Raw genomic sequence first — 20,469 nt, forward strand, 5'->3', positions numbered from 1 at the left:
AGGGAACGACCCTCACTCGTACGGAGGAAGCCGCCCTCAGTCCGTCAGCGCCGGGATGATCTCGGCTCCGTACGCGTCGATGACCGCCTCGCGGGCGTCGTGCATGGCGTAGACGGCGAACTGGTCCACGCCCAGGCCGCGCAGGACGCGCAGCTTATCGATGTGCGCCTCCGGGGGGCCCAGCAGGCAGAAGCGGTCGACGATCTCGTCGGGCACGAAGGCCGTGTCGGGGTTCCCGGCGCGGCCGTGGTGGCTGTAGTCGTAGCCGGCGCGGCCGGCGATGTACGCGGTCAGGGCCTCGGGGACCAGGCCGGAGTGCTCGCCGTAGCGCGACACCAGGTCCGCGACGTGGTTGCCGACCATGCCGCCGAACCAGCGGCACTGCTCACGGGCGTGGGCGAGGTCGTCCCCGACGTACGCGGGGGCGGCGACGCAGATGGTGACGGCGTCGGGGTCCCGGCCCGCTTCGGCGGCGGCGTCGCGGACGGCCTTGATCATCCATTCGGTGAGGAAGGGGTCGGCGAGCTGGAGGATGAAGCCGTCGGCCTTCCGCCCGGCCAGGGCGAGGGCCTTGGGGCCGTACGCGCCCATCCAGACGGGCAGCTTCCCGTCCTTGATCCAGGGGATGCGGATCGGCTGCCCGTCGACCACCGCCTCGCGGCCCTCCGCGAGGTCGCGGATGACGTCGATGGCCTCGCCGAGCCGGGCGAGGGTGTTCGGGGGGCGCCCGGCGACGCGCATCGCGGAGTCGCCCCGGCCGATGCCGCAGACCGTGCGGTTGCCGTACATCTCGTTGAGCGTCGCGAAGGTGGAGGCGGTCACCTCCCAGGTGCGGGTGCCGGGGTTGGTCACCATCGGCCCGACGACGAGCCGGTCGGTGTGGTCGAGGATGCGGCTGTGGATGACGAAGGGCTCCTGCCAGAGCACCGTCGAGTCGAAGGTCCAGCCGTAGCGGAAGCCGTTGCGTTCGGCGCGGCGCATCAGGCCGACCACGGCCGAGGCGGGCGGGTCCGTCTGGAGTACGAGTCCGAAGTCCATGCCGGGTGCTCCTGTCCGGTGTCCGGGAAAGGGCGGGGACGGTCCGAGGCGGGGTGGGGCCGGGGGCGGGGAGGGCGCCGGGGCGAGAGGGGGACGTGCGGACGATCCTCGCACAACGGGAGGGACCGGACGGCGTAGCGGCCCCTTCCGGTGCGCGCGTCGCGGCCGGTCGCCGGGGCGCGGCGGTCACCCCGTGAACGGTGCCGCCCGGCGCGCCCCCGGGTCAGTTCGCGTACTGGCACAGCCCGCGGGGCACGTACGTCCCGTGGCCGGCCCTGCCGACGTACGCGCGGTTCTCGATGACGACGGTGCCCCGCGACAGGACGGTCTCGACCCGGCCGGTGATCTGCTTGCCCTCGTAGGCCGAGTAGTCGACGTTCATGTGGTGGGTGGCGGCGGAGATCGTCTGACGGGCCGCGGGATCGTAGACGACGACGTCGGCGTCGGAACCGGGGGCGATGGTGCCCTTCTTCGGGTAGAGGCCGAACATCCGGGCCGGGGCCGCGCAGGCGATCTCGATCCAGCGGCGGCGGCCGATGTGGCCGTCGACGACGGCCTGGTGCAGCAGGTCCATGCGGTTCTCGACGCCGGGCATGCCGTTGGGGATCTTCGAGAAGTCGCCGCGCCCCTTCTCCTTCTGGCCCTTGAAGCAGAACGGGCAGTGGTCCGTGGAGACCACCTGGAGGTCGTCGGTCCGCAGCCCCCGCCACAGGGCCTCCTGGTGCTCCTTCGGGCGCAGCGGCGTGGAGCAGACGTACTTGGCGCCCTCGAAGCCGGGCTCGGCCAGGTTGTCCGTGGACAGGAACAGGTACTGGGGGCAGGTCTCACCGAAGACGGGCAGTCCCTCGTCCCGGGCGCGGGCCAGTTCGGCGACGGCCTCCCGGGCGGAGACGTGCACCACGTACAGGGGGGCGCCCGCGACCTGGCTGAGCCGGATCACCCGGTGGGTGGCCTCCGCCTCCAGCAGGGCCTTGCGGACCTCCCCGTGGTAACGGGGGTCGCGTTCGCCGCGCGCCAGCGCCTGTTCGACCAGGACGTCGATGGCCAGGCCGTTCTCCGCGTGGGTCATGACCAGGCCGCCGTTGGACGCGGCGCGCTGCATGGCGCGCAGGATCTGGCCGTCGTCGGAGAAGAACACCCCGGGGTAGGCGGTGAACAGCTTGAAGGAGGTGACCCCGGACGCGACGAGACCGTCCATCTCCCGGAGGGAGGACGCGTTCACGTCGGACATGATCATGTGGAAGCCGTAGTCGATCGCGCAGACGCCGTCCGCCTTCGCGTGCCAGGCGTCGAGCCCTTCGGCGAGCGACTGCTCCTTGGACTGGATCGCGAAGTCGATGACCGTGGTCGTGCCGCCCCAGGCAGCGGCCCGGGTGCCGGTCTCGAAGGTGTCGGAGGCGTACGTCCCGCCGAAGGGCATCTCCATGTGGGTGTGCCCGTCGACGCCGCCCGGGATCACGTACTTGCCGGTGGCGTCGATGACGCGGTCGGCGGTCCAGCCGTGGCCGTCGGGGGTGGCCAGGGCCACCACGCGACCGCCGTCGATCAGGACGTCGGCGTGCAGTTCGTCGGCGGCGGTGATGACCAGTCCGCCGGTGATGAGGGTGCGTGCCAAGGCTTCTGCTCCATTCGCGTCGGGTCGGGGCCGTTCACTCATGAGCCGCCGTCGGGAGGTGCGCGGGCCGGCGCGGCGCACCCCGCTCGGTCTACGCACGTAGACGGAGGGCGTGCTGAAGAACGTAGGAGTGGGGTACCCACTGTGGCAATACCGCCTCCGCACACCGCCGAAGACGGTGCGGTTTCACCCGTCCGGCGCTGGACGCCCCCGGCGCCGGGTCCGTCACCCCCGCACACCTGCGGTTCACCCGTTACGGGCGGAACCCCGGTACGAGGAGCGGCGGTTCGGCTCCGGAGCGGGTGCCGCGCCTACCGTCGCCCCATGATCAGAAACGGATTCCTCGTCACGGCCGCCGCCTGCGCCGCCCTCGTCTCCGCGCTCCCGAGCGCCACCGCCGCGTCCGACGACTGGCAGCGGGTCGGTACGGGCATCACCGGCGGCGTCAGCGGTCTGGCGCTCGTCGAGGGCGCCCCGGCGGGCCGGGGCCGGGCCGACGCCGTCGTCGTACGGGACAACAAGGCGGAGGACCAGAGCCGCGTGGCGAGCGTGAGCCTGCGTCCCGGCCGGGCCCCGGTCGTACGCGAACTGGCGTGGCACGGCGCGCTCCCCAGGGACCTGGAGGCGGTGGACGCGGTGCCCGGCCGGCCGGGCCACTATGTCGCGCTGGCCAGCCGGGGCGAGGCGTACCACTTCGTGGTGGCGGGCGGCCGGGCGACGGTCCGGCGCGGCCCGGTCGCCCTGCCGGGGCGGCACGAGGGCGACAACTACGAGGCCCTCGCGCTGCACCTCGGCCGCTCGGGCCGGACCTACGCGGTGTGGGCGACCCGGGGCAGCGGCCCGCAGAAGGCGGTCGTCAGCGCGGCCCGGGTGCGCATCGGCGCGGACGGACTGGAGTTCGGCACGGTGACGGCCCGGCAGGAGTTCTCCGTACCGTTCCCCGACCGGGACGAGGTGCGCCACATCAGCGATCTGAAGGTGCGCGCGGACGGCACCGTCCTGGTGTCGGCGGCCTCGGACCCCAATGTGGACGACGGCCCGTTCGCCTCGGCGGTCTACGAGGCGGGGCGGTTCCGGGTGAACCACGCGAACGACGCCGTGCTGCGGCTGGATCCGGAGCGCTCCCTCGTCCCGCTGGTGCGTTTCACCCGCCGGGACAACCGGAAGATCGAGGCCGTCGCCGCACTGCCGCGCGGGCTGGGGCTGTGGGGCACGGACGACGAGAACTCCGGCGGTTCGCTGCGCTTCGACCGCATCGGGCGGTAGCCAGACGGGGCACCGGGGGCGATGGGGCGTCGGAGCAAGGCGACCGACGCCCTGTCGCAGATAACGGAACGGTGACGGGTCTGGTCCAGATGTCGGGTGCGGTTCATGCGCCCGTCCCGTTCGCGGTGCGAGCCGATCACCCCCGGGCGCGAGTGTCGGCGAGGTGACCGGGCTCCCCCGAAACGCCCGGTGCCACCGACCGATCCCGGAGGATCACGTGTCTCTTCCGCGCCCCGCGCGCACGGTGCTGGCCACCGCCGCCGTCGCCGCCCTCGCCCTCCCGTTCACCGTCGCCACCGCCCACGCGCGGGACGCCGCCGCCCCGTACGCGGGACTGCCGTCCGGCACCAAGAAGGCGAAGACCCTCGTCATCGGGATCGACGGCGCCACCTTCGACGCCTTCGCGCGCGCCGACGTCCCCCGTCTGGACGGGCTGCGCGCCGCCGGTCTGACGGCCCGCAGCAATCTGTACGCCTCCCCCATGGCGCCCACCGTCTCCGGCGCCGGCTGGTCGTCCGTCGCCACGGGTGTCTGGCCCGACAAGCACCGCGTGACCGACAACAACTTCACGGCCCCGAACTACGGCCGGTACCCCGACTACGCGACCCGGCTGGAGACGGCCGACCCGTCGGTCTCCACGCTCGTGGTCGGCACCTGGAGCCCGATCCCCCAGATCGTGTTCGGGGCCAGGACCGACCTGCGGATCGCCGGCGGCGACGACGAGGGGACCACGGCGAAGGCCGAGGACTACCTCGCGCACGGCAACCCCGACTCCACCTTCGTGCACCTCGACGAGGTCGACGGGGCCGGCCACGGCTCCGGTTCCTCCAGCGAGGCCTATCTCACGGCCCTGCACACCGCCGACACCCAGGTCGGCCGGCTGCTCGACGCCGTCGCCTCCCGTCCGACGTACGCCTCCGAGGACTGGCTCGTCGTCGTCACCGCCGACCACGGCCACACCCCGACCGGCGGTCACGGCGGCAACACGCCCCTGGAGCGGGGCACGTTCGTCATCGCCCGGGGCGGCGGCATCGCGCCCGGCTCGGTCCGCGACGACGTGAAGATCACCGACATCGCGCCCACCGTCCTGCGCCACGAGGGCGTCGCCACCGACCCGTCCTGGGACCTCGACGGGGCCGCGCTCGCCGATCCGCGCCCGGACGCCTTCGACGCGCTGCGCCCGGCACTGCGCACCCGGGTCGACGAGACCGGCCCCGCCTCCGGCGTCAAGGGCTGGACGAACACCGCGCCCTACGGCTGGAGCATCGACAACTCCCGGATGCCGTCCGGCGGGGTCACCGAATGGCGCGGCTGGGCCTTCGCCACCGACGAGTTCTGGTCCAACGCCGAACGCGGCCAGGGCCGCGAGACGAACGTCCGGGCGCGGAACGTCTTCGCCGTGGCCGACTCCGACGAGTGGGACGACAAGGCGCACGCCGCCGGCGCCTTCGACTCCACCCTCGTCAGCCCCGCGTACCGGCTGAACGGCGCGGCGCGCGCCACCCTCTCCTACGCGACGGACTACCGGGTCGACGGCCCGCAGACCGGTGATGTGTACGTGTCGTACGACGGCGGCGCCCCGCAGCCCGTGAAGTCCTACCGGGCCGACGCCAACACCGTGGAGCACCTGGAGCTGGCCGTGCCCGCGGGGGCCCGGGAGGCCCGGCTGAGCTTCCGCTACACCGGGACGAACAGCGCCTTCTGGACCGTCGACCAGGTCGCCCTGACCCAGCCGAACCCGCCGTCGCAGCTCGCCGTCGCCTCGTTCGGCGCCGCCACCCGGCTGCTCGGCCGGCCCGGTTCGGCCTCCGCCTGGCAGGTGACGGCGCAGGCCGTGGTGCGCACCGCGCAGGGCCGGCCGGTGAAGGGCGCGGAGGTCACCGCCGAGCTGAGCTGGGACGGCGCGGTGCGCCGGCTCACCGGCACCACGAAGAAGGACGGCTCGGTCCGGCTCAGGGGCACCGTCGCCCCGGGCGCCGGGCGGGCGGCGCTGACCGTCACCGAGGTGAGCCACCACGGTCTCGCGTACCACGGCGAACTCGACCCGGTGCGCACCCTGGACCTCACCCGCCCCACCGGCCACCGGGGCTGACGCCACGGGGTGCGGCGGCCACCGGGCAGCCGCACCCCCCTTTTTTTCGTGCTCAGCCGAGCGAGCGCAGCGCCTCGCCGAGGATCGACGCGCCCTCCTCCGCCTCCGGGACGGAGAGCGAGAGCGGCGGCGCGACGCGCAGCACGCTGGTGTCGTGGCCGCCGCCCTTGCCGATGAGCAGCCCGCCCTCCCGGGCCGCCTCCAGCACGGCGGAGGCGGCCCGGGGATCGGCCTCGTCGGTGCCGGGACGCACGAGTTCGATGCCGATCATCAGCCCGCGACCGCGCACCTCGCGTACGTACGCCGAACCGGCGGCGACCGCCCGCAGCCGTTCGATGAGCAGACCGCCGACGCGCCGCGCGTTGCCCTGGAGGTCGTGGTCGAGGAGGTAGCCGAGGTTGGCGAGGCCCGCGGCCATGGTGACCGGGGAACCGCCGAACGTGGAGATGGAGTTGGCGTCGAGACAGTTCATCACGTCGGCCCTGGCCACCACTCCGCCGATGGACATGCCGTTGCCGATGCCCTTGGCGAAGGTGAGGATCTCCGGCGGCCCGTTGCGGCCGTGTGCCTGCCAGCCCCAGAAGTGCTCGCCGGTGCGCCCCCACCCGGTCTGCACCTCGTCGGAGATCCACAGGATGCCGTGCCGGTCCAGCACCTCGCGGAAGGCCGCGTAGAGGCCGTCGGGCGGGGAGGTGAAGCCGCCGACGCCCTGGATGGGTTCGGCGATCAGCGCGGCGGGCTTCCTGGTGTGGCCGATCAGGTCCTCCAGGTCCGCGACGCAGGCGGCGATGAACTCGGCGTCGCCCAGGTGCGCGTACGGTCCCCGGGTGCGGACGCCGCCGTGCACGTACAGCGTCTGCAGCGGGGAGAGCGCGGTCGGCGACCAGGCCGTGTTGCCGGTGACGGAGACGGCGGAGAAGGAGCGGCCGTGGTAGCTGTTGCGCATCGCGAGGATCTCGTTCGACCCCCGGTGCGTGGTGGCCAGGAGCAGGGCCGTGTCGTTGGCCTCGGTGCCGGAGGTGGTGAAGAATACCCGGGCGTCGGGGATGCCGGAGAGCGCGGCGACGCGTTCGGCGAGTTCCACCATCGGCCGGTTGAGGTAGAGGGTGGAGGAGTGGATGATCCGCCCGGCCTGTTCGGTGACGGCCTCGGTGACCTCGGGCAGGGCGTGGGCGGTCATCGTGGTGAGGATGCCGCCGAAGAAGTCGAGGTACCGGTTGCCGTCCGCGTCCCAGACGTACCGGCCCTCGCCGCGCGTGATCTCCAGCGGGTGGCGGTAGTAGAGCGCCAGCCAGTCGGGTGCGACGGCCAGATGGCGGTGGTGCAGTCCGCTCACGGCGCCACCAGCCCGTCGTACGCGTCGGGCCGGCGGTCGCGGTAGAACGCCCACTGCCGGCGGACCTCCTCGATCATCCCGAAGTCGAGGTCGCGCACCAGCAGTTCCTCGTCCGTGTCGCTCGCGGGGTCCCCGACGAACTGTCCGCGCGGATCGACGAAGTAGCTGGTCCCGTAGAAGTCGTCGTCGCCGTACTCCTCGCGGCCGACCCGGTTGATCGCGGCGATGAAGTAGGCGTTGGCGACGGCCGAGGCGGGCTGCTCCAGCTTCCAGAGATAGCTGGAGAGACCGCGCGAGGTCGCCGACGGGTTGTACACCAACTGCGCTCCGTTGAGACCCAGTTGCCGCCAGCCCTCGGGGAAGTGCCGGTCGTAGCAGATGTAGACCCCGACCTTGCCGACGGCGGTGTCGAAGACCGGCCATCCGGCGTTCCCCGGTTTGAAGTAGTACTTCTCCCAGAAGCCCTTGAGCTGCGGGATGTGGTGCTTGCGGTACTTGCCGAGGTAGGTCCCGTCGGCGTCGATGACGGCGGCGGTGTTGTAGTAGAAGCCCGACTGCTCGACCTCGAAGACCGGGACGACGATCACCATGCCGGTCTCCCGGGCCAGTTCGCGCATCCGCGTCACCGTCGGGCCGTCGGGCACCGCCTCGGCCCAGCGGTAGTGCTCGGGGTCCTGGACCTGGCAGAAGTACGGGGCGTTGAACACTTCCTGGAAGCCGATGATCCCCGCCCCCTGCCGGGCGGCCTCGCGGGCGTGCTCCTCGTGCTTGGCGATCATGGATTCGGTGTCGCCGGTCCAGGTCGCCTGGACGAGGGCGGCGCGTACGACGTGGGACATGAGCTGCTCCTTCGGCACGGCGTCAGAGAGCCTCTTCGCGTTTCTACGCCCGTAGACGCGGGCGTAGGGGAGAACGTAGGCCCCGGCACACAGCGGGGCAAGACCACCACGGCGAACCGGCCGAACGGGGCGGGTTTCGTACCCGGGCGGCCGATGAGCGCGCCGGGGCCCCGGACCAGGTGCCCGGCGGGCGGCGCGCCGTTCCGTCTCAGGCCGGGGTGATCTCCCCGTCGAGGTGGCCGTAGGCGACGTGGCAGTGGAGCCGGACGCCGGCGAGGAGCGCGTCGTCGTCGGCGTAGAAGCGCGGGCTGTGGTTGGGGATCAGTCCCCGGCCGCCGGGGACCGGTTCCAGCGAGCCGTCCTCGGCCTGCCGGACGTCCTGCGCGCCGAGCAGCACGTACACCCCGCCGTACCGGTTGACGAACTCGGAGACGTCGTCGTAGCCGAGCGTCGGCGGGGTCTCGCAGACCGCCTCGTCGCCCAGGACGCGCTTCGCGACCGGCAGGACGGCGTCGATCCACTCCGGCGTGTTGTGGACGGCCGGGACGTCCTGCCGGTACTCCACCTCGGCCGTGCAGTGGTACGCGGCGGCCGTCCGCTCCGCGAGGGTGGTCAGCCGCTCCTGGACGTCGCCCATGTCGGCCTCGACCGCGCACCGGATCGTGCCCCACAGCGTGACCGACCCGGGCACGATGTTGAACCGGCCGACGTCCTCGATGTGCCCGATGGTGACGGTGATCGGGTCGTACGCGGGCAGCTGCCGGTACAGCTGCCCGATGCCGACCTGGATGGCACCGGCGGCGGGCACGGGGTCCACGCCCATCCACGGCGTGGAGCCGTGCACCTGCTCCCCGGTGAGGTGGATCCGGACCAGGCAGGAGGCGCCGAACTGGTTGCCGACCCGGTAGCCGAGGTACTTGTTGGGCAGCGGCGCCAGGTGCATGCCGAAGGCCATGGTCGGTTCGGGGTCGTCGCACGCCCCCTCCGCGAGCATCTGCCGCGCACCGGACGTCTCGTCGCCCGGTGCGCCCTCCTCGGCGGGCTGGAAGACCAGGAGCACGGTGCCGGGGAGGTGTTCGCGCATCCCGGCCAGCACGGTGGCGGCGCCCAGGAGCATCGCGGTGTGTCCGTCGTGGCCGCAGGCGTGCGCCACGGGGAACGGCCCGCCCGGATAGTCCTCGTCCACGACCGTCGACGCGAACGGCTCCCCGCTGTCCTCCTTCACCGGCAGCGCGTCGATGTCCGCCCGCAGGGCGACCACCCGGTCCCCCGGCCTGCCGCCCCGGAGCACGCCCACCACGCCGTGGCCCGAGATCCCCGTACGGACCTCGTCCAGGTCCAGCGAGGTCAGATGGTCCGCGATCAGCTTCGCGGTGGCCGCCTCCCGGTTCGACAGCTCGGGATTCCGATGGAGATGGTGACGCCAGGCGACGACCTGCCGCTCGACGTCGGCGCACCGCTGGTCCAGCTCGTCACGGATCGCCCCACTGCCCATGCTCCGGCTCCTTCGAAAGCCCCCTGCTCTGCTCCTCGCACGCTAGGGAACGCGGCTCCAGGGCACCGTCGCAGCGGGGCCGGTCGGGTGACACGGGGCGGTGAGGTGCCGGACGCCGCAGGCCGGTCCACGAGAATCCGCCGGACATGCCCCGAGGGCCGTCCCGCCGATCCGCCGGGGATCGCGGGACAGCCCTACCCGATGCCCGCCACCCGCAGCGCGTGCTCCACGTCCCGGCCGTGCGACTCCGAGACCGCGCGGGCCGAGGCGAGCAGCGGGGCGACGAGGCGGTGCGGGTCGCGCCGGGCGAGACCGGCCGCGTCCTGCGGTGTCCGTACGCGGACGAAGGCACCGAGCAGCGCCCGCATCTGGCCGCCCCGGCCGGCCCGGCCGAGCGCGAGCGCGGCGTCGGCGATCTCGGCGGCGGGGCGGGCCACGCCCTGGCGCAGCAACTGCCCGCAGTCCGCCGCGCGTCCCGCCCCGGCGAGCGCGTCGGCCGCGGCGGCGAACCCGGCCGGGGGCAGCGAGGCGACCTCCCACAGCAGCGTGGGCCAGTCGGCGCCGAGGCCCGCGCGGTGGAGTTCGTCGGCCAGCAGCGGCAGTTCGGCGGCCGGGCGGCCGGCCGCCTCGCAGAGCACGCCGTGCGCCTCGCCGCTGCGGCCCTCGGCGCGGAGCCGCAGCAGGGTGGCGACCGTGGTCCGCGCGGAGCCCAGCGCGGCCGGGTCCGGGGGTCCGGGGCGCCCGCCGTCCCGGTCCTTGTCCGCTCCGCGCGCCGCCCCGCCGAACCTGGCGCCCCGGGGGGCGGTGGCCGCCGGGGGCGGAACGGGCAGGACGGGCGGGGCCGCGACGGGCCCGTCGTCGGCGTCCTCCAGCCCGGCGAACCGCGCGCCCCTGGGCTTACGGCGCGCGGGGGCCGCCGCCGGGGTGTCCGTCACCGCTTCCGGGGAGGTGTGCTCCGGGGCCGGCTCCGCGCCGCTCCCGTCCGGCGAGGCCGTCACGGCCTCCAGTCTGCGGCGGAGTTCCGCGCAGCGGGCCGAGGCGCGGTGGTGGTCGTCGCGGGCCCAGGCGAGCGCGTCGGCGCCGTCCGGGTCGCCCCGGGCGGCTTCGACCCGGCGGGCAGCCTCGGTCCGCGCGCGGAGCATGGTCTCCAGGCGCTCCACGAGCTGCCGGCGTCCTCCGGGGCGGCGGTCGTGGGCGGCCGCGGCCGAGGCGTACAGTTCCGCCGTCCGCACCGAGGCCCGCTGCGCGAACGCGGCGCCGTGGAGGGCGGCCAGATCGGTGAGCAGGGACTCCAGCACGTCCCAGGGCGGGATCTCCACGCCGTCGAGACAGGCCCGCATGCCCTCGGGGTCGCGTCGGCAGAAGACGCCGTACCACCCCTGGGCGGGATCGAGCCGCGCCGCCACCTCCCGGAGATGGCGCGCGAACTCCCCTACGGAAACCGCCTGCTGATGCACCGTCATCGTCGCCCTCGGCCGTCTGCGGACTGAAGTCCTCCCGTCCGCAGGCATTCGACCGCAGCCGTGTTACGGGACGACTACACGCGCTTTACGGGCGGGAAGCGGGCGGTGCGCGCCCCTCCGGCGCACGCCCCGCCGCACGCCCCCGTGGCGCGGCCTCAGAAGGTGATGGCGATTCCGGCGTGGGGCCGCTTGCCGAGGCGGACGATCAGCGCGGGGTAGTCGATCAGCCAGTACTTCCAGGTGTACTTCCGGCCGATGGCCTTGCGGACGGCGGTGGTCTCCTTCGCGTCGAGGAGCCTGCCGGTGCCGTCGGCCGCCGGGGCGCCCTCCTGGACGCGGCCCCGTACGTCGCAGACGGCGACGTGGACCCGGCCGTCCCTGCGGAGGCGCTTGACCTTGTACGAGTCGGACCTGGTCCAGACGACCAGTTCGCCCCCGACCACCGCGCACCACACCGGGGTGGCGACCGGGGTGCCGTCCTTCCGGTACGTGGTGAGGCTGATGTACTCGCTGCGGGCGAAGTCCTGGAGGCTCATACGTCAACCCTACGCATCCGAGGGGGCCCGTGAGCCCGGCCCGGCCCCCCTCGAAGGACGCAGGGGATGTCACTTTCGGAACATGCGCGTCCGGTCGCTCGCGTCCGATCACGCGCATCCCCTCGCGCGCGTCCGGTCAGGCGCGTCCGGTCCGCCGGACGGCCGCCTTATCCGGCGAGCGGGACGGCGTCCGGTTCCGGGGCGCAGCGCGTGAGGATCTCGTCCATAGAGAGGCCGAGCGCCCCGGCGAGCGCGGCGACGGTGAAGAACGCCGGGGTGGGGGCGCGGCCGGTCTCGATCTTGCGCAGGGTCTCGGCGGAGATCCCGGCGCTCGCCGCGATGTCGGCCATGCTGCGGCGGCCGCGCGCCTCGCGGAGCAGTCGGCCGAGCCGTTCGCCGCGCAGGCGCTCTTCGGGGGTGAGGGGGGTGCGAACCATGCCGTCATTCTAATACCGCTCGGACCGGTATAGTAATTGGCATGGTGCAACTCAAGACAGACACATCCATCGAGGCCATGCGTGCGACCGGACGGGTCGTGGCACGAATGCTGACGGCCGCGCGCGAGGCGGCGGCGGTCGGCGTCACCCCGCGCGAACTCGACGAGGTGGCCCGCGCGGTGCTCCGCGAGGCCGGGGCGGGATCGCCCTTCCTGAACTACCGGCCGCACTTCGCGCCGACCCCCTTCCCCGCCGTGATCTGCGTCTCCGTGAACGACGCGATCGTGCACGGCATCCCGACCGACGAGCCGCTGCGCGACGGCGACCTGGTGAGCGTCGACGCCGGGGCGACGCTGGACGGCTGGGCCGGGGACTCCGCGATCAGCTTCACCGTCGGCCGGGCCCGCCCGGAGGACACCCGGCTGGTCGCCACGGCCTACGAGGCCCTGGACGCCGGCATCGCCGCGGCTGTCGTCGGCAACCGGATCGGGGACATCGCGCACGCCATCGGGACGGTCTGCCGCCGGGCCGGTTACGGCATCCCGGAAGGCTTCGGCGGCCACGGCGTGGGCCGGGCCATGCACGAGGACCCCGCCGTCCCCAACGAGGGCCGGCCGGGGCGCGGCATGGTGCTGCGCCACGGCATGGTCCTGGCCATCGAGCCGATGCTGATCGGGGGCGGTCAGGACGTCTTCCACCCCGACCGCGACGGCTGGACGCTGCGGACCACCGACGGCAGCCGGGCCGCGCACGCCGAGCACACCGTGGCGATCACCGACGACGGTCCCCGGATCCTGACCGCGCTGTGAACGGGCCGCCGGACGCCGTCAACGGGTGCGCAGGAACTCCCGGGCCAGGGCGTCCCCCGCGCTCCGGGCCGCCGCCCCGCTCTCGATCGGTTCCACGGCGGAGTCCTCGAAGAGGATGTACGTGACCCCGCCGGGGGCGCCGCCGCCCTTGGGGTCCGGGTCGATGCCCAGTTCCTCGGCCGCGGCGTAGGACGCCTCGCCGATGAGGCCGGACGGTCCGGTGTCGCCGACGACGGCGTACGCCACCCGGTCCTCGTGCACCAGCGCGACGACACCGCCGCCCCTGATCCCGTCGCGGGCGGGGTCCCACCGGGCGCTGCGGCTCGGCACCACGACGTACGGCAGTTCGCGGGCGTCCAGCGGGCGGCCGTCGGAGGCATGGAACGCGGTGTCGTTCCGGAAGGCGGGGTCCGTACGGGTGTTGCACGCCTCGGTCGTCCGGCCGTCGCAGTCGATGTCCAGGTCGGCCTTCCAGTGGACGGCGCCCTTCGCGCCGCACACCGGGACGGAGGGCGGGGCGCCCGCGTCGGTGCGGTACAGGCCCTCCGAGATCCGGTGGCAGGAGGCGGTTCTCGCCAGCAGGTCGGCGGCACCGACCGGCTTCGGCCGGACGGCGGGGCGGGCCGGGGCGGAGCGCGCGGCGCGCCGGGGCGCGGACACCGGGCGGGCGTAAGCGGCGGCGGTGAGCGCGAAGGAGCCGGGGGCCACCCGGCGGACCGGCGCGGGCGCCTCGGGCCGGGGCAGGACCCGGCCGTGGGCGGTGGGGGAGAGGGAGCCGGCCGCGAGCAGGGCGGCGCCGGAGACCGTGGTGAGGGCGAGCGTTCGCATGCGCACCGGGGGTGCCCTTCTGTGAGGAGTCTCTTCTGTCGCCGGAGGACCGGCCGTGACGCCCCCCTCGTGCCACCGTCGCGGCGGTGGGGGCGGACCGCCGCGCTGTGCGCGACCGGCCGCCCCCACCCGTAAGGTCATTGACGCAACGTCACCTCTACCGTGACGGCCGCACCACCATGGCCGATCCGCCTCCCCTGCGGACCTTCTCGGCCGCGGCCAGCCAGCGGCCGTCCGGCAGGCGCTGCACGCCGGTGGCCGCGCCGATCTCCGGGTTGGCCTTGAAGACATGGCCGAGCGCCTCCAGGCGGGCGCGGACCGGGCTGTTCCAGAGCGCCGGTTCCAGCTCCGTCGCGGCGGCGTTGCGCTGACTGGCGCGCGGGGCCGCGATGGCGTCCACCAGGGGCAGCCCCCGGTCGACCGCGCCGATCAGCGTCTGGAGCACGGTGGTGATGATCGTGGCGCCGCCCGGCGAGCCGAGGGCGAGAACCGGACGGCCGTCCTTCAGGACGATCGTGGGCGAGATGGACGAGCGCGGGCGCTTTCCGGGGCCCGGCAGGTTCGGGTCGTGGACGGCCGGGTTCGCCGGGGCGAACGAGAAGTCCGTCAGCTCGTTGTTGAGCAGGAACCCGCGTCCCGGCACGGTGATGCCGCTGCCGCCGGTCTGCTCGATGGTGAGGGTGTAGGCGACGACGTTGCCCCACTTGTCGGCGGTCGTGAGGTGGGTGGTGTTCTCACCCTCGTACGTCGTCGGCGCGGCCGTGCCGCCCGTGGCGCAGCCGGCGCCGGGCCGGCGCGGGTCGCCGGGGGCGAGCGGGCTGGTCAGCACCGCGTCGTCCTTGATCAGGCAGGCCCGTGCGTCGGCGAACCGCTGGCTGAGCAGTCCCCTGGTCGGTACGTTCTCGAACGCGGGGTCCCCGACCCAGCGCCCGCGGTCCGCGAAGGCGATCCGGCCGGCCTCGATGTAGCGGTGCAGGTACCGCTCCTCGCTCGCCCTCGACAGGTCCGTGGACTCCAGGATGTTGAGCGCCTCGCCGACCGTGGTGCCGCCGGAGGAGGAGGGGGCCATGCCGTAGACGTCGAGTCCCCGGTATTCCACGCGGGTCGGCGCCTGGCGCAGGGCCCGGTAGGCGCGCAGGTCCCGGGTGGTGAGGTCACCGGGGCGGACCACCCGGTCCGACGCGGGGTCGACCGGAGGGGTGCGCACGGTCCGCACGATGTCCTCGGCGAGCCGGCCCCGGTAGAGCGTCTCCACGCCCTCGCGGCCGATCTCTTCGTACGTACGGGCGAGGTCGGGGTTCTTGAGGACGGAACCGACCTCCGGGAGCCGGCCGCCGGGCAGGAAGAGCTTCCGGGTGGCGGGGAAGTCCGCGAACCGGGCCTGGTTGCCCTCGGTCTGGGAGCGGAAGGTGCTGTCGACGACGAACCCGTCGCGGGCCAGCCGCTCGGCCGGCTTCAGGACCTGGCGCAAGGACGTACTGCCCCAGGCGTCGAGGGCGGCGTCCCAGGTGGCCGGGGTGCCGGGGGTGCCGACGCCGAGTCCGCTGGTGACGGCCTGGTCGAAGCCGATGGGCCGTCCGTCCTCCAGGAACAGCGAGGCGTCGGCGCTGCGCGGCGCGGTCTCCCGGCCGTCGATGGTCTCGACCCGGTGGGTGCGGGCGTCGTAGTGGACGAAGTAGCCTCCGCCGCCCAGTCCGGCCGAGTACGGCTCGGTGACGCCGAGGGCCGCGGCGGTGGCGACGGCGGCGTCCACCGCGTTGCCGCCCCGGCGCAGGACCTCGATGCCCGCCGCGGTGGCGTCCGCGTCGACCGAGGAGACCGCCCCTCCGTAACCCACCGCCACGGGCGTCTTGGGCGGGGGCGAGGCCGGCGGCGCGGACGAGGACGGGGCTGCCGCCCCGACCGTGACCATGACGGCCAGAACCGCCGTTAACGACACGTTCCGTGCGGCGTTACGCCTCATGCGCACCTCCGGTGAAGGACTGTCCGCGCAGGGTAACGCCGCCCCGGGCGTCGCGTCAGGACCGCCTCGAACCTGGGGCCGAATGCCCGCTAACATGCCCGCCCATGACTGACGACGTACGCAACATCGTGCTGGGCGTGATAGCCGCCGGCATCAGCGCCGCCCTCGGCTGGCTCGCACGCACCTACCTGTGGCGCCGCAAGCTCCGGCGCAAGCAGGCCTTCTTCGGCCTGCCGGGGAACTCGGAGTGCCTGCTCGTCGTCAATCGCGACGCGGGCGGCGACGGGGCCGTCCACCGGCACGACGTCTTCGCGCTGCTGGAGCTCTCCGCCCTGATCAAGGACTGCTCGGCGCACGCGCAGATCCTGTCCCACGACATCGCCCAGCAGGGCTTCGGCGACCGCACCGAGTTCTGCGTCGGCGGCCCGGTCTCCAACCGCCGGATGGCCGCGCATCTGCACTCGCTGCTGCCCGGTGTCCGGATCAACACCGACCCGGAGCCGGGCCCGGACCGCAATGCCTTCCAGATCGGCTCGGAGCGCTACCGGGTGGAGAAGGGCGTCGCGGAGTACGTCATCCTGGCCCGGCTGACGGCCGGTCAGGAGGCCCGACCGGTCTTTCTGTTCTGCGGCCAGCAGGCCATCACCAACCAGGCGGCCACCCGCTATCTGACCCGCAACTACGAGCGTCTGGCCCGCAAGCACGGCAACAATTCCTTCTGCCTGCTGCTGAAGGTGTCCAACTCCCAGGCGTACGGGCCCGATGTGGTGGAGCTGGTGGCCGATGTGACCCGGGCGGCCCAGGCGCCCGCCCCGACGCCCCGCACCTCCCACCGCGCGACGGGCTGACCCGCGCCCGGTCAGCCCGGGCCGCGATGGGCGGCCCAGAGCTCGCCGGCCCGGCCCGCCGCCGAGGCGACCAGGGCCGCCAGTTCCGGCCGGTCGGGCACGGGGAACGAGACATAGGCGCCCCGGCCGCCGGCGACGGGCCGCCCGTACGCCTTCGCGGCGAGCCGTCCGTCCGGCAGGAGCCGCACGTTCAGCGTGCTCAGCACGTACTCCTCGCCCCGCCGGGTGTCCCTCCAGCGCAGCGCCTCGGGGATCGTGACGTTGATCGCCAGGGCGCTCACTTCCGGGTCGTCGCTCATGGACGGATGCTCTCACGCACCGCCGGGACCCCGGAGCGGCGGCAGTCCCATCCGTTCGCGGTGCGCGTCGCGCAGCAGGCTCGCGGGGCTGACGGCGGACGCGCCCGCGTCCAGGACGAGTTCGGACCCGTTGAGCAGGGCCGCCTCCGGGGACGCGGCGTACGCGACGGTCCCGGCGACGTGCTCGGGCGAGCCGAGGACGCCGAGCGGATTGCTCTGGCGCAGCCGGTCGAGGTCGCCGGCGCCGTCCAGGCGGGATTCGGTGGCCGGGGTGCGCACCCAGCCGGGTGAGACGGTGACGAACGTGATCCCGTACTGCCCGTAGTCCACGGCCAGTTGGCGGCCGAGCGCGGCGATCGCGCCCTTGGCGGCGGCGTAGGCGGGCAGTCCCGGTGCCGCCGTGCGGTGCAGGACGGAGCCCACCGTGACGACGGCGCCGGAGCCCGCCGCGATCATGCCGGGCAGCACCGCGCGGACACAGAGGAACACCGAGCCGAGGTTGGCCCGCAGCACCGCGTCCCACTCCTGTTCGGTGGTGCGGTGCAGCGGGGTGCCCTCGGTGACGCCGGCGCAGGTGACGAGCACGTCGACCGCGCGGCCGGGAGCCGCCGCGTCCACCGCGGCCGCCACCTCGGCGGCGACGGTGACGTCGGCGCGCAGGAACGTCACGCCAGGGATCGCGGGATCCTCCCGGTCGACCCCGACGACCCGGTAGCCGTCCGCGACGAAGCGCGTCGCCACGGCTCGGCCGATGCCGCCCGCGGCTCCGGTGATCAAGGCCGTACGGGCCATCTTTCCGCACCTCACAGCTCGGCCCGCTCCGGTGGTGGCCACCGGGGGCGGGGATATCACGGTACCCAAATACCGTATACGATCTACGAAACTTCCTCAATGAGTCCGGAGGCGCCCGGTGCAACCCGACCAGCTCATCAGTGCTCTCACCGCGCGACGGCTCGTCGCCATCGTGCGCGGGCACGATCCCGAGGCCGCGCTCGACACGGTGCTCACGCTCGTCCGCTCCGGGATCGACCTCATCGAGGTCTCGCTGAGCGGCACCGACGCGCTGCGGGTGATCGCCGGGGCGCGGGCCGCCCTGGGCCCCGGCGCGCTGCTCGGAGCGGGAACGGTGCTGACGGCCGAGGACGCCCGGCGCGCGGCCGACGCCGGCGCCTCGTACACCGTCACCCCCGCCGTCACCGAGGCCGTGGCGGCGTCCCGCGCGCTCGGCCTGCCGGTCCTGGCCGGGGCCCTCACCCCCACGGAGATCGTCGCCGCGCTGCGGGAAGGGGCCACGGCGGTGAAGCTCTTCCCGGCGGGCACGGGCGGCGTGGAGCTGCTGAAGGCCCTGCGCTCCCCGTTCCCCGACGTCCCGTTCGTCCCCGTGGGCGGTGTCGACGCCTCGGCCGCCCGCGCCCATCTGGCGGCGGGCGCGCTCGCGGTCGGGGTGGGCGGGCCGCTCGTCGGCCGGGCCGCCGACGGCGATCAGACGGGACTCACCGCGCGCATCGCCGCGTTCCGCACCCTGGCCGGGGAGGCGTCATGACCGACGTCCTGACCTTCGGCGAGGCCATGGCCTCCCTCCGCGCCGACCGGCCGGTCAGGACCGGGGGAAGCCTGCGGATCTCCGTCGCGGGCGCCGAGGCGAACGTCGCGATCGGCCTGGCCCGGCTCGGCCACCGGGTGCGCTGGGTCGGCTGCACCGGGGCGGACGAGTTCGGCGCGCTGGTGCTGCGGACCCTGCGCGCGGAGTGCGTCGACGTCGGCCTGGCCGACCGCGCCGAGGGACCGACCGGCCTGGTGGTCTTCGAGCCCCGCACCGCGGATCTGACCCGCGTCGCGTACTACCGGACGGGCTCGGCCGGTTCGCGCCTGGGCCCCCGGCATCTGGAACGCGCCCTGGCGGACGGCGCCCGCGTCCTGCACACCACCGGGGTCACCGCCGCCCTGGGCCCCGAGCCGCTCCGGGCCGTCCGCGCGGCCCTGTCCTCGGCCGCCGGAGCGGCCACGGTCTGCCTCGACGTCAACCACCGCGCGAAGCTCTGGTCCCGCGAGGCGGCGGCCGAGGCGCTGCGCCCCCTGATGCCGCACGTCGACATCCTCGTCGCCTCCGACGACGAACTCGCCCTGGCCGCGCCCGCCGGCCTCCGGTCCGAGGCCCGGCGGGCGGAGGCGCTGCTGGAGTGCGGTGTGCGCGAGGTGGTGGTCAAGCGCGGCGCGCGGGGCGCCGAGGTCTACGACGCGTCGGGGCGCACCTCGCGTCCCGCGGCCCCCGTGACGGTCGTGGACACGGTCGGGGCCGGTGACGCCTTCGTGGCCGGCTACCTGTCGGCATTCCTGGACGGCAAACCGGTCGCGGGCCGGCTCGACCGCGCGGTGACGACCGGCGCGTTCGCCGTGGCCTGCGCCGGCGACTGGGAGGGGCTCCCCACCCGCGACGAGCTCGACCTGCTGCGGGCCTCCCCCGGAAGCGCGATCCGGTGACCGGTGCGGCGAACGCCCCGGCCTGGCGCGCCCTGACCCCGGCACGCCACCACCTGGCCGAGGGGGCGCGCTGGACGGGCGGCGCCCTGCACTACGTGGACCTGCTGCGGGGCGATCTGTACCGGGTGCCCCGGGCGAGCGGTACGCGCCCCGTGCCGCTGCTGCGGTGCGGGGTTCCGCTCGGCGCGGTCGCGCCTCTGGCGGGGGGCCGCGCCGGGGAGTGGATCGCGGCGGTGGGGGACGGCATCGCGCGGGTGGGCGCGCGGGGCGGGCTCGACTGGCTGGCCCGGCCCGCCGCCCGCCGGGAGCTGCGGATGAACGACGGCGCCTGCGACCCCTCGGGGCGCTTCTGGGCGGGCAGCATGGGGACCGGTGCGGCGCCCGGGGCCGGCTCCCTCTACCGCGCCGATCCCGACGGCACGGTCCACGAGGTGCTGGACGGCCTCACGGTGCCCAACGGGCCCGCCTTCACGGCGGACGGGCGGTTCATGTACCTCGCGGACAGCGCCCGGGGCACCGTCGCACGGCACCCCGTGGATCCGGCGACCGGCCGCCTCGGCGCGGCCGAACCGTTCGCCCGCTTCGCCCCGGAGGAAGGCCGTCCCGACGGCATGACGGTCGACGACGGGCAGAACCTCTGGGTCGCCCTCTGGGGCGCGGGGCGCGTCGTCCGCCTGGCGCCGGACGGAACCCGCCGCCGCTCCGTGCCCGTTCCGGCCCGCCACCCGACGAGCGTCGCCTTCGGCGGCGGCCTGATGTACGTGACCACGGCCCGGCACCGCCTGGAGCGGCCGGGGGCGTGGGACGGCGCGGTGCTCACCCGCGCCACCGGGGTGACCGCCCCGGCGGCGCCGCCCTTCGGGCCGCCGAGCGGGAGGTGACCGCCCGGCCCAAGGGCGGAACGGTCGCCGGGCGACGGAACAACGACCGAGCGGAACGGCAGCGGCGAGAAAGTTGCCCCTCACCCCTGGACCTTATTTCGTATACGGAATACCTTCACTGCATCGCATCCCCCTTCCGCAGCGCGGATTCCTCCCCAGGTGGTGTACGCCCCCATGCGCACGTCCTCAGTCCCCCAGAGCCCGGCGCCGAGCCGGGACCGCCGACCCGCACAGCAGCGGCGC

At 74.3% G+C, this 20,469-nt stretch carries 19 protein-coding genes; 7 read left to right on the plus strand and 12 right to left on the minus strand.

The window, feature by feature from the left end; translation table 11 throughout:
* Nucleotides 1–36 precede the first annotated feature (36 nt).
* Together ACWCXC_RS27860 and hydA are read right to left on the minus strand one after the other, a co-directional pair.
* Entirely contained in the window at nucleotides 37–1,038 is a 1,002-nt protein-coding gene (locus ACWCXC_RS27860) for a TIGR03842 family LLM class F420-dependent oxidoreductase (protein ID WP_450684327.1), read from the minus strand.
* 223 nt (nucleotides 1,039–1,261) lie between these two features.
* Nucleotides 1,262–2,653: a dihydropyrimidinase gene (hydA, locus tag ACWCXC_RS27865; protein WP_450890872.1), complete on the minus strand. Its 1,392-nt coding sequence runs from the start codon at nucleotides 2,651–2,653 to the stop codon at nucleotides 1,262–1,264.
* A gap of 324 nt (nucleotides 2,654–2,977) precedes the next feature.
* On the opposite strand from hydA, the gene ACWCXC_RS27870 reads away from it, so the two are divergent.
* Nucleotides 2,978–3,919, plus strand: a complete 942-nt coding sequence (locus tag ACWCXC_RS27870; RefSeq protein WP_450890873.1) for a hypothetical protein — start codon at nucleotides 2,978–2,980, stop codon at nucleotides 3,917–3,919.
* A gap of 217 nt (nucleotides 3,920–4,136) precedes the next feature.
* A complete protein-coding gene (locus ACWCXC_RS27875; RefSeq protein ID WP_450890874.1) occupies nucleotides 4,137–6,011 on the plus strand; it encodes an alkaline phosphatase family protein in 1,875 nt (624 codons plus the stop codon).
* A 52-nt stretch (nucleotides 6,012–6,063) separates the two neighbouring features.
* Here the strand turns inward: ACWCXC_RS27875 and ACWCXC_RS27880 are convergent, their stop codons facing one another.
* From ACWCXC_RS27880 to ACWCXC_RS27905, 6 genes are all read right to left on the minus strand, one after another.
* Entirely contained in the window at nucleotides 6,064–7,347 is a 1,284-nt protein-coding gene (locus ACWCXC_RS27880) for an aspartate aminotransferase family protein (RefSeq protein WP_450890875.1), read from the minus strand.
* Nucleotides 7,344–8,186: a nitrilase-related carbon-nitrogen hydrolase gene (locus ACWCXC_RS27885; RefSeq protein WP_450685771.1), complete on the minus strand. Its 843-nt coding sequence runs from the start codon at nucleotides 8,184–8,186 to the stop codon at nucleotides 7,344–7,346. Before ACWCXC_RS27885 ends, ACWCXC_RS27880 begins: the two co-directional genes overlap by 4 nt.
* A 208-nt stretch (nucleotides 8,187–8,394) precedes the next feature.
* Nucleotides 8,395–9,681 (minus strand): M20 metallopeptidase family protein, encoded by a 1,287-nt coding sequence (locus ACWCXC_RS27890; protein WP_450685770.1) that lies wholly within the window; start codon nucleotides 9,679–9,681, stop codon nucleotides 8,395–8,397.
* 194 nt (nucleotides 9,682–9,875) lie between these two features.
* Nucleotides 9,876–11,144 (minus strand): hypothetical protein, encoded by a 1,269-nt coding sequence (locus ACWCXC_RS27895; protein ID WP_450890876.1) that lies wholly within the window; start codon nucleotides 11,142–11,144, stop codon nucleotides 9,876–9,878.
* Between the two features lie 155 nt (nucleotides 11,145–11,299).
* Nucleotides 11,300–11,680: a PPOX class F420-dependent oxidoreductase gene (locus ACWCXC_RS27900; protein ID WP_450685768.1), complete on the minus strand. Its 381-nt coding sequence runs from the start codon at nucleotides 11,678–11,680 to the stop codon at nucleotides 11,300–11,302.
* 167 nt (nucleotides 11,681–11,847) lie between these two features.
* Nucleotides 11,848–12,117 (minus strand): helix-turn-helix domain-containing protein, encoded by a 270-nt coding sequence (locus ACWCXC_RS27905; RefSeq protein ID WP_450685767.1) that lies wholly within the window; start codon nucleotides 12,115–12,117, stop codon nucleotides 11,848–11,850.
* Nucleotides 12,118–12,158: 41 nt separating this feature from the next.
* Here ACWCXC_RS27905 and map point away from each other — a divergent pair, with 41 nt between their 5' ends.
* The gene (map, locus tag ACWCXC_RS27910) at nucleotides 12,159–12,926 is read left to right on the plus strand and encodes a type I methionyl aminopeptidase (protein WP_450685766.1); all 768 of its coding nucleotides are present in this window, start codon (nucleotides 12,159–12,161) and stop codon (nucleotides 12,924–12,926) included.
* An 18-nt stretch (nucleotides 12,927–12,944) separates the two neighbouring features.
* Here the strand turns inward: map and ACWCXC_RS27915 are convergent, their stop codons facing one another.
* On the minus strand, nucleotides 12,945–13,754 hold the full coding sequence (locus ACWCXC_RS27915; protein ID WP_450685773.1) for a glycoside hydrolase family 75 protein: 810 nt from the start codon (nucleotides 13,752–13,754) through the stop codon (nucleotides 12,945–12,947).
* Nucleotides 13,755–13,911: 157 nt separating this feature from the next.
* A complete protein-coding gene (ggt, locus tag ACWCXC_RS27920) occupies nucleotides 13,912–15,717 on the minus strand; it encodes a gamma-glutamyltransferase (RefSeq protein WP_450685765.1) in 1,806 nt (601 codons plus the stop codon).
* Nucleotides 15,718–15,821: 104 nt separating this feature from the next.
* Between ggt and ACWCXC_RS27925 the strand changes: the two genes are divergently transcribed.
* Nucleotides 15,822–16,565: a hypothetical protein gene (locus ACWCXC_RS27925; RefSeq protein WP_450685764.1), complete on the plus strand. Its 744-nt coding sequence runs from the start codon at nucleotides 15,822–15,824 to the stop codon at nucleotides 16,563–16,565.
* A gap of 11 nt (nucleotides 16,566–16,576) precedes the next feature.
* On the opposite strand, the gene ACWCXC_RS27930 is transcribed toward ACWCXC_RS27925, so the two are convergent.
* Both ACWCXC_RS27930 and ACWCXC_RS27935 read right to left on the minus strand, forming a co-directional pair.
* A complete protein-coding gene (locus tag ACWCXC_RS27930) occupies nucleotides 16,577–16,864 on the minus strand; it encodes a hypothetical protein (protein WP_450685763.1) in 288 nt (95 codons plus the stop codon).
* A gap of 12 nt (nucleotides 16,865–16,876) precedes the next feature.
* Nucleotides 16,877–17,656 (minus strand): SDR family NAD(P)-dependent oxidoreductase, encoded by a 780-nt coding sequence (locus tag ACWCXC_RS27935; protein WP_450890877.1) that lies wholly within the window; start codon nucleotides 17,654–17,656, stop codon nucleotides 16,877–16,879.
* 118 nt (nucleotides 17,657–17,774) lie between these two features.
* Between ACWCXC_RS27935 and ACWCXC_RS27940 the strand changes: the two genes are divergently transcribed.
* From ACWCXC_RS27940 to ACWCXC_RS27950, 3 genes are read left to right on the plus strand one after another with little or no spacing between them, the layout of a single operon-like run.
* On the plus strand, nucleotides 17,775–18,407 hold the full coding sequence (locus tag ACWCXC_RS27940) for a bifunctional 4-hydroxy-2-oxoglutarate aldolase/2-dehydro-3-deoxy-phosphogluconate aldolase (protein WP_450890878.1): 633 nt from the start codon (nucleotides 17,775–17,777) through the stop codon (nucleotides 18,405–18,407).
* The gene (locus ACWCXC_RS27945) at nucleotides 18,404–19,345 is read left to right on the plus strand and encodes a sugar kinase (protein ID WP_450890879.1); all 942 of its coding nucleotides are present in this window, start codon (nucleotides 18,404–18,406) and stop codon (nucleotides 19,343–19,345) included. Before ACWCXC_RS27940 ends, ACWCXC_RS27945 begins: the two co-directional genes overlap by 4 nt.
* Complete coding sequence (locus ACWCXC_RS27950) at nucleotides 19,342–20,226, plus strand: SMP-30/gluconolactonase/LRE family protein (RefSeq protein WP_450890880.1); 885 nt, start codon at nucleotides 19,342–19,344, stop codon at nucleotides 20,224–20,226. The genes ACWCXC_RS27945 and ACWCXC_RS27950 overlap by 4 nt, the downstream gene beginning before the upstream one ends.
* Nucleotides 20,227–20,469: the final 243 nt, after the last annotated feature.

It is taken from the genome of Streptomyces sp. NPDC001515 (genome assembly GCF_053597115.1).